This is a genomic window from Thermodesulfomicrobium sp. WS (assembly GCF_027925145.1).
In the GTDB taxonomy this organism is placed as follows: Bacteria; Desulfobacterota; Desulfovibrionia; order Desulfovibrionales; family Desulfomicrobiaceae; genus Thermodesulfomicrobium.
The window spans coordinates 1,376,546-1,389,577 of the sequence record NZ_AP027130.1; the positions used below are offsets into that span (position 1 = coordinate 1,376,546).

A 13,032-nucleotide genomic window follows, 5' to 3' on the forward strand; every position below is an offset into this window, starting at 1 on the left:
CAGGAGCATTTGGGGAAAAAAACCGGTTAGTGCGCGGCACCTAGGTCCGTTTGCACCTGCTGCACGAGCTCTTTGGCCCGCAGCAATTTTTCCTGCTGATCCGGGGTGAACATCTGCTCGGACATGTACTGGGTTTTCTGCGCCATTTCCTGAAGGATGGAAGAGAGCAAGGCCGCCCGGGTCTTGGTGGGCAGGGTTTCCAGATCCGCCACTTTGGTTTCGAGGATGCCCATCTTGGTGTCCAGGCGGGTTACGTGTCCTTTGATGGCGGCCAGGTCGTGGAGCTCGTCCGTGAGGCGTTGGACGCCGGCATGGAGGTGGAAGTAGGCAGCGGCCAAGAGCACAATGAAGGTCAGGGACGCCAAGAGCGCTGCCTTGCTCCAGGGAAATCCTGTCTCGGGCTGCGGGGCTGGGCCGACCTCGGGCGAAGGCGCTTCCTCTTGGGACACGCGTTCCCTCTGCGGGGCAGATGCGGCCAAGATGGCGTCCACTTCGGGGTCGGAAAGCCGCTTTGGTGATAGGTGCTGCGCGAGCCTGGCGAAGTCTTCTTCCTGCGGGGCATCCGGCCGCGCCACCGCGAGGATCACCCGCCGGGGGCGTTCTTCCCCATCGTCCAGTTGGAGTTTTTCCGCAAGGTTCATTGACTCACCCTCCTTGATATGGCCCGCGTGTAGCAGCTTTTTGCGCGAAAGGCCAGTTTGCGCCTTCGGCTATCCCAAGGCAGAGATGCCTACGGCGCGCTTGATGCGCATAAGAAACGGGGCGCTGATTTCCCGCGCCTTGGCGGCGCCTTTTTGAAGAATTGCTTCAATGTGCTCAGGATGCCGCATCAATTCCTCGTAGCGTTGGCGCGGCTCCCGAAGTTCTGCATCAATGAGCTCAAAGAGTTCCTGTTTGACGGTTCCCCAGGCGATACCTTCGTGGAACCGGCGACGCATGTCTTCGGTCTGTTCTGGGGTGGCAAATGCCCGGTACATTTCAAAGATGGGACAATTGGGATCTTTGGGCTCGTCCGGTCCCTGGGAATTGGTCACCATGCGCATGATCATCTTGCGCAGGGTCTTTTGCGGGACAAAAAGAGGAATGTAATTGTTGTAGCTTTTGCTCATTTTGCGGCCATCGAGGCCCACCAGCACCGCTACCGATTCATCCACGCGCGCTTCCGGAAGTACGAAGTGCTCACCATAGTGGTGGTTGAAGCGCTGGGCGATATCCCGTGTCATTTCCAAATGTTGTACCTGATCCTTGCCCACAGGGACGACATGCGCGTTGAACATCAGGATATCTGCAGCCATGAGGATGGGATAGCAGTAGAGCCCCATGGTGATGCCGGCGTCGGGATCGGCGCTGCGCTCTTCCTCATTGGCCTGGACTGCGGCCTTGTAGGCGTGGGCCCGGTTCATGAGCCCTTTGGCGGTCATGCAGGTGAGGATCCAGGTGAGTTGCGGAATCTCCGGGATGTCGGATTGGCGGTAGAAGGTGGTCACTTCCGGGTCGAGGCCCAGGGCGAGCCAGCTGGCCGCAACCTCGAGGGTGGACTGGTGGATCTGCTTGGGATCATGGCATTTGATGAGGGCGTGCAGGTCCGCCAGGAAGAGAAACGAGCGGGTGTTGGGGTCGCGGCTTTCCGCGATGGCAGGGCGGATGGCGCCCACGTAGTTCCCCAAATGGGGCGTGCCTGTGGTGGTGATGCCGGTGAGTACGGTTTTCATGGAGTGTTTTCCTTATGCCAACAAGAGTGCCTGCGCCAGGCGCAGGGCAGGACGGATGACGAACGAGAGGGCTCCAGTCATGGCGAGGATGAGGATGGCGATGAAGCCGAAGCGCTCCCAACGGAGGTACTGGCTTGCCAGGTGGGGAGGCAACAGCCAGGCGACGATCTTGCTGCCGTCCAGCGGTGGAATGGGCAGGAGGTTGAAGACCGCCAGGGCGACGTTGATGGAGACCCCGGCCATGGCAATGTTGGCAAGGGGCCGGCCCCAAAAGGCGGCCTGTGGGCTGCTCCAATCGACAGGCAGGCTCCCAAGCCCCCAAAAGAAGAGCGCACAAGCAAACGCCACCACGAGGTTGGCCGCAGGACCAGCCAGGGCCACGAGCACCATATCGCGGCGCGGGGAGGCGTAGTGGCGCGGGTCCACGGGCACGGGCTTGGCCCAGCCGATGGTCTGGGTGAGCATAAGGGCGAGCGTGCCCATGGGATCGAGGTGGCGCAGGGGGTTGGCCGTCAGGCGGCCGGCAAGCTTGGGTGTTGGATCGCCTAACAGGTATGAGACCCAGCCATGGGCCACTTCATGGCAGGTGATGCCCACGAGAAACGGCACGGCCATGATGGCCAAGTGCTGGATGTGTGGAGCGATTGTTTCCATGGGGAGGCGGGCTAGCAGGAAGCCTTCGGCGGGGCAAGCTTGGGCTCACCCCAGCGGGGCGCGAGGTCGTGGACCAGGCCCAGTTGATCCAACACCCGCCCCGCAAAGGTGCGGGTGAGATCCTCGATGCTGCGGGGATGGTGGTAGAATCCTGGGCATGGGGGCATGATCACCACTCCCATACGACTCAGCCGCAGGAGGTTGCGCAGATGGATCTCGGTCAGTGGAGTCTCCCGGGGGACGAGGATGAGCAGCCGGCGTTCCTTGAGGGTGACGTCCGCGGCCCGGTGCACCAAGTTGTGGCCCGCGCCGGAGGCAATGGCGCCGAGCGTGGCCATGGAGCAGGGGCAGATGATCATGCCGTGATGCACCCAGGAGCCGCTTGACGGTGGGGCGGCGAGGTCGTGCGGCTCGTGCATGGCGGCAAAGTGCCGGGTGATCGCTTCCTGGGGCGGGCCTTCGTGCTGGAGCACCACCTGCGCCCCAGGGGAGATGATGCCATGGAGCTCCACGTGGGGGTGGGTGCCGAGGGCTTCTGCCAGTGCCTGGGCATACGGCATGGCGCTGGCCCCGGTGATCGCCAGCAGGATGCGTTGGGGCAGGAATGGGCTTGACAAGAGTGGAGTCTCCTTCTTAGAGAGGCTTTCCTCATGCGCAATTAGCTCAGTTGGATAGAGCGTTAGCCTCCGGAGCTAAAGGTCGCAGGTTCGATTCCTGCATTGCGCACCAGATTTTTTCGCGGGTTGCGGCGTGGCCGTGACCCGCATTGTTTTTGGAGCGGTGGACGCCCTCGTCGCTTCCAAGTACGCCAAACGGGTGGTTCTGTAGCGGTGCGCGCACCGTACGTCAAAAGGCGGTGGGGGGCTTTTTTTCCGGGCGCTTTTGCGGCATGACTCCTTCAGGGAGGCGCATATGGGACGGTGGCGGCGGGTGCTCATCGGTATGGGGGTGGTGGCTCTCGGGGTGCTGCTTGCCGTGTGGCGGCCGCAGTCCGTGGAGAGCCTCGACGAATGGCTGGGCGACTATCGCTTGCGCTGGCGCGGACCGATCCCCGCCCCACCGTCGGTAGTCATCGTGGCCATTGACGAAAAGAGCATCCAGCGTCTGGGCCGCTGGCCGTGGTCCAGGTCCACCATGGCCCGGGTGGTGGACGCCCTGACCCACGCCGGCGCCGAGCTTGTGGTGTACGATATCATCTGGAGCGAAGCGGCCCAAGGAGACGACGAACTCGCCGCGGCCTTGGGGCGCGCCGGCAATGCCATCCTCGCGGTGACCTTCGATTTCGAGACCGCGCATCCCGACCAAGACACTTCGCTGGTGGCGCAGATGAGCCCTCTTCGGGTCAGCAACCTGGAGCATCTGCGCCAGTATCCTCCCCTTCAGGCCCGGGGTGTTTTGGCGCCGCGTCCGGAGCTCGTGGATCAGGCCATGGCCGTTGGTCATATCAATATGCTGCCTGACGCCGACGGCGTGCTGCGCCGTGAGCTGGCTGTCATGGCCCATGAGGGTCATTTTCAGCCGTCGGTGGCGGTGCGGGCTGCGGCTGTGTATTGGGGCCTTCCCGAGGAGAGGATCCAGTATGTCGCCGGCCAAGGCTTGGTTTTGGGGGATCGCTTTGTCCCGCTGGATGCGTGGGGTCGTATGCGCATTCCCTATTACGGGCCGGAGGGGACGTTTCGCCAGGTCAGTGTGGTGGACGTGCTCGACGGCAAGGTGGACCTTTCCGGGGCCATTGCCTTGGTAGGGGCTACGGCGGTGGGGGTGTACGACCTGCGGGTGACCCCGACCTCGCCGGCCATGCCGGGGATCGAAAAACATGCCTCGGTCCTTGCCGCCTTGCTCGAAGGGCGACTCTGGCGCGATGCTCCCGCGTGGGTGGAGCCCCTGGTCACGGCGGTGATGGGGCTGATGTCCGTGCTGGTTCTGGTGTGGCTTCCGGCCTCGGTGTTCGCCGTGGTGGTTTTGCTTGGGGCGGTGGGCCTCGTTGGTGGAGGCTATGTGGCCTTGGTGCGTTGGGGCTGGTGGCTGCCTGCGGCTCTGCCTGTGGCCACGACCCTGGCCACTGCGGGCGTGACCACGGCCTATGCCTACGCGGTGGAAGAACGCCAGGCCCGGCAGATTCGGCGCATGTTCGCTTCGTACGTCACGGAAAAGTTGGTGAAGGAGTTGGTGCGCAATCCGGACGCCGCCCGCCTCGGCGGCTCCCGTCGCGAGATCACGGTGCTCTTTTCCGACGTCAAAGGTTTTACGAGCTTTTCGGAGCAGCATCCTCCGGAAGAGGTGGTCGCCATCCTCAATGAATACCTTGGCGCCATGACCGAGGTGGTGTTCCAGCATGATGGCACGTTGGACAAGTTCATCGGCGATGCCATCCTCGCCTTCTGGGGGGCGCCGGTGGACCAGCCGGACCACGCCCTGCGCGCCGTTGCCTGCGGTCTGGGCATGCTCGACCGTCTGGCCGAACTTTCCGTCGCCTGGCAGGCCGCGGGAAAGCCGGTGCTCACGTGCGGCATTGGCATCAATTCCGGGGCAGTGGTCGTGGGCAATATCGGCGCGGAAGGCAAGAAAATGGACTACACCGTCATCGGTGACGAGGTGAATCTCGGCTCCCGGGTGGAGGGCCTTACCCGGATCTATGATGTCCCCCTGCTCATCACGGACAACACCCTGGCGCGCATCCGCGATGCCCTTTTGGCTGAAGTCCTGGGGCCGGTGCGGGTGCGAGGGCTGGAGCGGGTGGCGGTCAAAGGCAAGGAACGGCCGGTGGGCATTTACGCCGTGGAGCGCCTCCCCCAGGGGCCCAGTGTGATCGAGGAAATTGTCGCAACCGAGGTGCGTAAGCTCACCAAGAAGTAGTCCCGGCCCCAGACGGGGCTAGTAGTCCATACTCCATTGCACTCCCGCCCCTTGGCGCGAGTCGCCGCCTATTTCCGTGCGCACCCCAAGATTGGGGGTGATTTGCACCTCGACGCGGGTCGTGTCGCCCCCGCCCAGGCTGCGCTCTGCCCGGATGTGGTAGTCGCCGATCTCGCGATCGATGCCGATGGTGGGATTGTCCTGGGCGTCGGTGCCCACATCGATCCCTGTACTGCGGATTTTGGCCTCGAGCTCCTCGAGACCCTTGAGCGCCCCTGCCGCCCCGCGGGGATTGCCCAAGCTTGCTGCTGCTTGGGCCAGGCGCAAGGCCTGGAAGGCGGAGATCTGTCGCAGGGAGCGGCCAAAAAGCGTGCGCGCCAGGATCTCTTCCGTGGGCAGCGTCGGGGTGGAAGAAAGGTCCAGGTGTAAGGCGTCCGTGGGCCCCATCAGGCGGGCGGTGGTCTCGATGCCTGGGGCGGTGGCGCGGGCCGTGAGATCCACGAAAGGCCGCCCAGGCTCGGGAAAGTGGATGCGGCCTTGGGTAAGGTTGAAGCGGCGCCCCAGGAATTGCCAATCCCCTTGGTGCAGGAGCAGTTCTCCGTCGATTGTCGGCTGCGCGAGATTGCCGACGAGATGCAGCTGCGCATTCCAGGAACTGGTGAGCCCATGACCTTGGACCGTGGCTGGGGCGGTGGTGCGCAGCCGGAGGTCCACACTCAGGGGCGGAGCGGTCTTGGCGGTGGGTTGCGTCCCCGCGGCCGGGGGCTCTTCTTCCACCTCCAGCCGCGGGATGGTCGTCAGGTTGCGCGGCAGGCGGATATGGGCCTTGGGGATCTCCAGATCGGCGGTGATGCGGCCCGCCTGCTGCCACAGAAGCTCGATGGCGCCTGAGGCCGCCACTTGGGCGGCATCGGTGTCCATGAGGGTAAAGGCCGCGAGCTGCCCCTGGATGCGGGCGGTATCTTTGAGATCCCACCTGCCGGTGAAGAGGGCCGTGCCGTTGTGGGCGTCTTGACCGTGGAGTGCCAGGACCATGCCGTCCGCGGTGGTTTCCACGCGGCCGCGGCCATGCTGGAAGAGGAGGCCCCATTGGAGGTGTTCGTAGCGCACCGCTTCGGCCACCGCCTGCACATGCACGCGGGGATCGCTGGATGGCCCGGACACCGTGGCCGTGGCGTTGACCTCTCCGGCAAGGCGTTGGTTCACGAGACCGGCAAGGCCGGGGATGGGGGCGAGGCTTCCGTGGATGCCCACGCGCGCCTCCAGCGTCTGCCCCACACGGCCTTGGGCGGTGAATCGGGTGGAGCCCAGTTGGAGCTGCCAGGGAGTCCAGGAGATTTCCTCTTTTCCCAGTGTGAGGCGCAGCGCGGTTGTCTGGGAGAGGGCAAGCCCGAGAATCCGGCCGGAAAGCGCGCTGACCTCGATCCTTTTGGGGGGAAAGCCCTGATGCGTGCGCACGGTGGCGTGCACCGTGTTGGCCTTGGCCTGGGCGCGGAGTTCTGCCGTCAGCTCGTCCATGGGGCCGACGAGGGTGAGGAGCGTGGTGTCCAGGGATATGGTTCCGATCTGCGGGCCCTTGAGGGCAAGCCGGGCCTCGAGACGGGAGTCTTGGAGCTCGCCGGAAAATTCCATGGCGCCGGTTGTCCAGCCTGCGCCGTCCACCTGGCCGTGGCCGTGCGCAGTGATCCGGCGCGTATCTTTTTGGGTGCGTACTGTGGTTTCTGCGCTGAGGCTCCCCTGCAGACTGGTCCCGAGCCAACGGCTTATGGGGCCAAGGTCCGGGGCGTGGAGCTGGGCTTGGCCCGTAAGACGCATGGCATGGGGATCCCAGGTCCCGGAGCAGGTCAACTGGTTGGGGCCGGCTTCCAGGCGTCCGGTATCGATACGCAATGCCGTGGATGTATACGCCCCCTGCAGGGCGGCTCTAAGCGGCATCCCTTGCGCCGTAGCCGTGGCCTCCAGGGTGATTTGGGGCTGCTGCCAGTGCACCCGGCCGCGAAGGTCGCCAAGCCCCGGTGATTTATCCGTCGGGGCAAGGTCGACGCGCGGCAGGTGGAAGGTGGCGGTGATGTCGTGGGGCCAGGTGCCTTCCAGGCTTGCCTGTCCTCCGTGCGGGGCCAGGTCGAGCACCCGGGGCGCAAGGCGCATATCCCCATGCGTGGTGATGCCCTGGGCCGTTACCTGCATGTCCCCCTGGGCGCTGAGCGGCGCCTCCAGGTGCAGCCCGCGCAGATGGAGTCTGCCTGCGGTCACAGCCCACTGCGCGGACACCGAAGGGGCCGTGCCCAAGAGGCGGGAGAGTACGAGGGGAAGGGGCGGATGCTCCACGAGGAGCAAGCGCACCGTCCCTTGGGGGGCAAGGGCCGGGCCGGCGAGTTCCAACTGCCCGCGCCACGGCCCGGGGGATGCCAGGGTGGCGCTCACGTCCCAGCGGGTCTCCCACGGCCCGTCCCAGGCCACATGGATATCGCCGCTCGCTTCGGCGAAGACGGGATCGCGTCCTTGCGTCCACTGTGCGTGCACCTGCCCAGCGCACGAGACGCCCTGGGCGTCGTGGTGCAGGCTGCCGCTCCAGGCGGCCGTGAATTCGCCTTGCGTTGCGTTCACGGTGGCGTTCCACGCGCCGCGGCTGCCGTCCATCCGTCCTTGGGCGGTGACGGTGACCACCGGGTGCACGAGGGCGAGGTGCGGGACCTCGATCCCGTGCGCATCCCAGGTGAGGGTGGCTTCTGCGTGCAGCGGCTCTCGGGCCCAGGCAGGCAGCGCTTCCCCGGCATGCATTTGCGCATGGACGTGCAGTCGGCGGTCGCCTTCCATCTCCAAGTCGGCGTTGGCTGCGGCGAGGTCGGCGAGGTGGAGCGTGATCTGGCCGCGCCAGGCGTGCAGGGGACCGCTTGCGGCAAGCTGCATCGTTATGGGGCCGGTAGCGCTGGTGAGCAGGCGGTGGAGTGCGCCGCGCTCTTCGTGCACGCGTGCCTGAAGGGAAACTTCCTGCCCGTCTGACTGGCCGTGAAGGCTCAAGGTGCCGTCGCCCTCGAGATCCTCGAGCGCAAGATCCACCTGCCATTGGGGGGCGTTCCACTGGATGCGGGCCTGGAGGGCGGCCCGAAGGGGGCTTCCCAGTACCGGCGCCTCCAGCGCCAACTCCTCGAAGGTCGCGGTGTCCACCATCATGAGAGGGATTGAGAACGCTGACGGCGCCGTCGTGCTTGAAGAAGCCTGTGGCAGGCGCAGCAGCTGCACGCGTGCTGCGTGCATCGTCTCCAGTGCTAGGGCCCCGGAAAGTACCTGACGCCAATGGGGCGTGATGCTGACACGCTGGACGCAGATCCAGGCTCCGCGGGCGTCTTCCACCTGGATTTGCTCAGCGAAGATGGTCCCTCGGCGGTCGATGTCGAGCCCCACGAGGCTCACGCGCTGCTCGGGGGAGCTCACTAGCCACGAGATGCCGCGGGCAAGGAGGTCGCGGCCTGGCTGCGTAGTCAGGCTGAAGGCCGCAACGGTAAGGACGGCCAGAAGGATGCTGCTCGTGATGGCGAGGTATCGGCGGGTCATCAAAAGGCCTGTCCGAAGTTGATATAGATTTGGAATGGGGCGTCGCTGTCGCGTCTTCCTACCACCGGCACGGCGATATCCAAAAGCAGCGGGCCGATGGGGGTTGCGTAGCGCAGACCAAGCCCTGCCCCCCAAAAGAGGTCGCCCAGGCGATCGGGGGTGTGCTGGGCAAAGGCGCCGCCGCCGTCCACAAAGGCGGCGAGCCCCCAGGTGTCGGTGAGGCGCCAGCGCAGTTCCGCAGACCCGTCTACCGCCGCGAGCCCGCCTTCAGGGGTGTCGTCGGCGTCCAAGGGCCCGGCGCTCTGGGAGGCAAACCCCCGAATGGACTGCGGCCCGCCGGCGTAGAGGCGGACATCTTGGGGCACGCGGCTTCTGCCCACACCGGTGATGGCGGCGCTGCGACCGCGCAGGGCCAGGGTCAAGCGCGGGCCCAAGGGAAGGTACATGCGTCCGGATATCGAGGTCAGGAGGAAAGAGCGGCTTGCGTCCTCAAGGGAGGTGAACGGCTCCACTTGGAAGGTGAGGCGCACGCCCTGGCGGGGATCCAGGAGGTCCACGACGCTCGAGAAGGTCACCTGCATGGGCGTGGAGAGGAGATTGTGCGTCTCGCGGGTGGTGCCGTCCACGCGGCTCAAGCGATAGCGCAGCCCGCCTTCCACGTTCAGGCGGTTGTCCAGGTCCATGTTGAGCAGGCTCCCCACGGTGATGCTTCGGGTGCGGTAGGCTTTGGTGGTTTCGTCCAGGGCCTTGCCGGAGAGCACCAAACGTCGGTCCACGCCGGCTGCGTCCGGAAAGACGAGCTGGGTTTCCCATTGGGAGCGGTCTTGGGACAGGGTGAGGTCTGTGGTGAAACGCTCGCCTGCGCCCAAAAAATTGCGGTGCTCCCACCCGCCTTCCACCCCGGGGCCGCCGTCGGTGAAGTACCAGAGTCCGGCGCGGACGGTGCGCGGCGCGGCCAGTTGGCCGCGAATGCGCATGGGCAGCGCCTCTCCTGGAGCGGTATCGTCTTCTTCCACCTGGAGCGCGGAAAAGAGTCCAGTGCGCAGCAGCCGGATGCGGGTGGCGTCCACCGTACGCACGTCATAGGGTTCGCCGGGCCGCCACCTGAGGCGGCGTTCGACGTAGGCAGGGTCAAGGGCTGGAGGCGTGTCAATGGTGGTGTTTCCAAAGACGCGGGGGGCGCCGGGAGCAAGCTGCCAGGTCACGGTGACGGTGCGTGATGCGTGGTGGGCGACCACGCGGCGTTCGGCTAAGGGGCGTGGGTGGCCGTTTTGGCGAAGGATCGCGAGCAGAGCGGCCTCGGTATCGAGAACGGTGCCAGCGAAATAGGGATGGGGCGCAGATACGGGGGCGAGGCGCTCGGTCAATTGGGCGCGAAGCTCTCCAGGAAGTTCCGGGGCCTCAAGGGAAGGTTGGGCAAAGGTGAAACGGGGACCGGGGGTGACCGTGAAGGTGACGTCGGTGGCGTTGAGTCCGCTTGCTACCTCTGCTTGGAAGTATCCGAAGCTTTGAAGGATTTCTTGAAGAGTGGAGGCGTCGCGCCGGAGGCGGAGCTCCTGCTGCAGGGCAGGGACATCCTGGGGGAGGTCTGGATCGAGAAATTGACTCTCCTGGCGGAAGGCAGTCTCTACCTCGGCAGGGGCGCCGTTGAGGTGGATGGTAAGCGCCCAGGCCAGCGCAGGCAGGAGAAAGAAGAGGAGGAAGAAGAGGCAAAGAAGGCCACGCATGCCAAGGCTCTAGTGGGCGCCGTGGGTTGTGGCAAGGGGCCGCAGGGTTTTGTGCGTAGTATGGCGAGATGGGCTACGTCAAAGCCGCACGGAAGGTCTTGCAGCAAAAAAGGCCAGGATGTCGATCCATGGCCTGTTTTTGTCGTGGTCGGGGCGACTGGACTCGAACCAGCGGCCCTCGGTTCCCAAAACCGATGCGCTACCAAACTGCGCTACGCCCCGTTGAGGGGAACGCCCATAGCGACAAGCCTTTGGGGGTGTCAATCATCAGGGATGGCTTGGCGGCAAAAACACCCCACGCCGTGGTTGACCGAGAATCCTGGAGCAAGGCAAGCAAGGTCAGACACAACGTTATGGAGGATCTATGGGACGCATGGAGGAGTGGGCAGAGGGGCTGCGGTATGAAAGCCTCCGTCAGGCAGCGGATACCTTTTTTGGGGCCCGCAAGGCGGTGGAGCGGGACCGTGCACTGCTTATGGACTGGGCGCAGAAGGTGCATCGCATTGCCCAAAAGCTCGAAACATGGACTGCGGCTCTAAGTTGCGTACTGGGAGGGGAAGCCAACACCCGTGCGTTGTTGGAGCGCTTGGGCGTTCGTCTGCCCGAAGCGCGTCTGTACGAGGTCCAGGCGTGCTTGGTGCAATTTCCCCGCCCCCATAGCTTCACCCGCCAGGGGCTCTACTGCAAAATCGTCTGGGCGGTGTACGAACGCTGGGCCGATACCCTTGAGGAATACCATCATGGTCGGCCGTACCCGGACCCAAGCCTCCCGGGCCGCACCCTGCACACCCCGGGATACCAGCAGGTGCTCTCCCTGTGCACCGAGCTCAACGCCCGGATCGAGCATACCAACGCGGCCTACCGCCCCTCGGAGAGCTTGGAGTTTGCGCGGCGTTTGGACCCCGCTGCCCAGGACACGGCTTCCATTTTAGGCTGTGGGGCGGAGTTGTGCTCCCTGGACGCCTCCCTTGCCCTGCCACTGGTGGACCCGGTCTCTCTCGGGCTTGTGCCGTGGCCGGAGCCCCCTGCCGAGGAAGTGGCCCGAGGAGCGGTCAAAGAAATGTGCCAGCGCATTTACCGAGAGCAGCGCGAGGTTGCTGATTCGGTACTGGAATCGGCCTTTCGGGGGACGGACAAGCGTATATGCCACATTGGAAAAACAGCGGGAGCGCCGCAGCACGATTGAAGCGCTCCCGCGTATTCGGTGGAGGATCGAAGAAGCTATTGCTTGGGTCGGAGATCCTGCACCCGTACCGCCTTGCCTTCGCTTTTGGGCAGAGAGTTGCTCTCCACCAGGTCCACCCGTGGGGTGATGAGGATCTCGTCTCGTAATTTGGCGGCGATGCGCTGCTGCAGGGCCTTGAGCGCCCGCATGTCTTCCACGAAGAACTCGTCCTTGACCTCCACCTTGACCCGCATCTGATCGAGGAATCCTTCGCGCTCAAGGACGATGAGATAATTTTGCCCCACCTCAGGGATGTCCATGAGCACGCTTTCCACTTGCATGGGATAGATGTTGACCCCTTTGAGGATGATCATGTCGTCGGACCTGCCGCTGATGCGGTCGATGCGGCGATGGGTCCGGCCGCAGGGGCAATGGCCAGGCAGAAAACGGGTGAGGTCGCGGGTGCGGTAGCGGACAAGCGGCATCCCTTCGCGGGTGAGGGTGGTGAGCACGAGCTCGCCCATCTGGCCTTCCGGTACCGGATCTCCGGTGGTGGGGTCGATGATCTCCGCGATGTAAGCGTCTTCCCACAGGTGCATGCCGTTTTGCTCCGGGCACTCGAAGGCCACTCCCGGGCCATTCATTTCCGAAAGGCCGTAGGAGTTGTAGGCGCGCACCCCGAAAAAGGCTTCGATGCGGCGGCGCATGGCCTCGGTATGGGGTTCTGCGCCGATGAGGGCAATGCGCAGGGAAAGGCGTTTGGGATCAAAGTCCATTTCTTCCATGACCGAGGCCAGGTGCAGGGCGTAGGAAGGAATGATATGGACTGCTGTAACCCGGAAATCTTCCAGGAGTTTGAGCTGACGTTTAGAGTTGCCCGCTCCGGCAGGGATAGTGAGGCAGCCCAGGCGTTCGGCGCCATAGTGGAATCCAAGCCCGCCGGTGAAGAGCCCGTAGCCCGCGATGTTCTGGAAGGTGTCGTCGGCGCGGATGCCGGTCATGTGCATGCAGCGGGCCACCAAGTCGGCCCATGCGGCAAGGTCGTTGTGGGTATAGTACACCACGGTGGCTGCGCCGGTGGTGCCGGAAGAGGCGTGCAGCCGGGCCATCTGGCGAACCGGGAGGGTGAGCATCTTATCCGGATAAGCGGCCCGGAGGTCATCTTTGGTGGTGCAGGGAAGGTTCCGGATGTCGTCGACGCTGCGGATGTCCTCAGGACGAATGCCGAGTTCGGCAAAACGCTGGCCATAGAAGGGAGAACGGGCAGCGGCCTCGATAATCGTTTGTAGGCGAGTGGATTGAACGGCGCGCAGCGTATCCTGGGACCAGAATTCTTCAGGGCAGAAGGCGTGGTGCATGGCGT

General features: G+C 64.5%; 9 protein-coding genes and 2 tRNA genes. 3 read left to right on the forward strand and 8 right to left on the reverse strand.

The window, feature by feature from the left end:
- Nucleotides 1-26 precede the first annotated feature (26 nt).
- The 4 genes from QMF81_RS06675 to QMF81_RS06690 form a co-directional block, all read right to left on the reverse strand.
- Complete coding sequence (locus tag QMF81_RS06675) at nucleotides 27-641, reverse strand: hypothetical protein (RefSeq protein WP_281749965.1); 615 nt, start codon at nucleotides 639-641, stop codon at nucleotides 27-29.
- A 69-nt stretch (nucleotides 642-710) separates the two neighbouring features.
- Nucleotides 711-1,712 (reverse strand): tryptophan--tRNA ligase, encoded by a 1,002-nt coding sequence (gene trpS / locus QMF81_RS06680; RefSeq protein WP_281749967.1) that lies wholly within the window; start codon nucleotides 1,710-1,712, stop codon nucleotides 711-713.
- Nucleotides 1,713-1,724: 12 nt separating this feature from the next.
- On the reverse strand, nucleotides 1,725-2,366 hold the full coding sequence (locus QMF81_RS06685; protein WP_281749969.1) for a site-2 protease family protein: 642 nt from the start codon (nucleotides 2,364-2,366) through the stop codon (nucleotides 1,725-1,727).
- An 11-nt stretch (nucleotides 2,367-2,377) separates the two neighbouring features.
- Complete coding sequence (locus QMF81_RS06690; protein WP_281749970.1) at nucleotides 2,378-2,983, reverse strand: UbiX family flavin prenyltransferase; 606 nt, start codon at nucleotides 2,981-2,983, stop codon at nucleotides 2,378-2,380.
- A 35-nt stretch (nucleotides 2,984-3,018) separates the two neighbouring features.
- On the opposite strand from QMF81_RS06690, the gene QMF81_RS06695 reads away from it, so the two are divergent.
- Together QMF81_RS06695 and QMF81_RS06700 are read left to right on the forward strand one after the other, a co-directional pair.
- Nucleotides 3,019-3,095, forward strand: a tRNA-Arg gene (locus QMF81_RS06695).
- Nucleotides 3,096-3,278: 183 nt separating this feature from the next.
- A complete protein-coding gene (locus QMF81_RS06700; protein ID WP_281749972.1) occupies nucleotides 3,279-5,222 on the forward strand; it encodes an adenylate/guanylate cyclase domain-containing protein in 1,944 nt (647 codons plus the stop codon).
- 18 nt (nucleotides 5,223-5,240) lie between these two features.
- On the opposite strand, the gene QMF81_RS06705 is transcribed toward QMF81_RS06700, so the two are convergent.
- From QMF81_RS06705 to QMF81_RS06715, 3 genes are all read right to left on the reverse strand, one after another.
- On the reverse strand, nucleotides 5,241-8,777 hold the full coding sequence (locus tag QMF81_RS06705) for a translocation/assembly module TamB domain-containing protein (protein ID WP_281749973.1): 3,537 nt from the start codon (nucleotides 8,775-8,777) through the stop codon (nucleotides 5,241-5,243).
- Complete coding sequence (locus QMF81_RS06710) at nucleotides 8,777-10,504, reverse strand: BamA/TamA family outer membrane protein (RefSeq protein ID WP_281749975.1); 1,728 nt, start codon at nucleotides 10,502-10,504, stop codon at nucleotides 8,777-8,779. The genes QMF81_RS06705 and QMF81_RS06710 overlap by 1 nt, the downstream gene beginning before the upstream one ends.
- 145 nt (nucleotides 10,505-10,649) lie before the next feature.
- Nucleotides 10,650-10,726, reverse strand: a tRNA-Pro gene (locus QMF81_RS06715).
- 142 nt (nucleotides 10,727-10,868) lie between these two features.
- Here QMF81_RS06715 and QMF81_RS06720 point away from each other — a divergent pair.
- Nucleotides 10,869-11,690 (forward strand): hypothetical protein, encoded by an 822-nt coding sequence (locus tag QMF81_RS06720; RefSeq protein WP_281749976.1) that lies wholly within the window; start codon nucleotides 10,869-10,871, stop codon nucleotides 11,688-11,690.
- Between the two features lie 35 nt (nucleotides 11,691-11,725).
- On the opposite strand, the gene QMF81_RS06725 is transcribed toward QMF81_RS06720, so the two are convergent.
- Nucleotides 11,726-13,027, reverse strand: a complete 1,302-nt coding sequence (locus tag QMF81_RS06725) for a phenylacetate--CoA ligase (RefSeq protein WP_281749977.1) — start codon at nucleotides 13,025-13,027, stop codon at nucleotides 11,726-11,728.
- Nucleotides 13,028-13,032 lie beyond the last annotated feature (5 nt).

Bases quoted from the DNA above. Each gene is read 5' to 3' on its own strand.
- QMF81_RS06720 (WP_281749976.1), top strand. From the start codon at position 10,869: ATGGGACGCATGGAGGAGTGGGCAGAGGGGCTGCGGTATGAAAGCCTC.
- QMF81_RS06725 (WP_281749977.1), bottom strand. From the start codon at position 13,027: ATGCACCACGCCTTCTGCCCTGAAGAATTCTGGTCCCAGGATACGCTG.
- QMF81_RS06705 (WP_281749973.1), bottom strand. From the start codon at position 8,777: ATGACCCGCCGATACCTCGCCATCACGAGCAGCATCCTTCTGGCCGTC.
- QMF81_RS06700 (WP_281749972.1), top strand. From the start codon at position 3,279: ATGGGACGGTGGCGGCGGGTGCTCATCGGTATGGGGGTGGTGGCTCTC.
- QMF81_RS06685 (WP_281749969.1), bottom strand. From the start codon at position 2,366: ATGGAAACAATCGCTCCACACATCCAGCACTTGGCCATCATGGCCGTG.
- QMF81_RS06675 (WP_281749965.1), bottom strand. From the start codon at position 641: ATGAACCTTGCGGAAAAACTCCAACTGGACGATGGGGAAGAACGCCCC.
- QMF81_RS06710 (WP_281749975.1), bottom strand. From the start codon at position 10,504: ATGCGTGGCCTTCTTTGCCTCTTCTTCCTCCTCTTCTTTCTCCTGCCT.
- trpS (WP_281749967.1), bottom strand. From the start codon at position 1,712: ATGAAAACCGTACTCACCGGCATCACCACCACAGGCACGCCCCATTTG.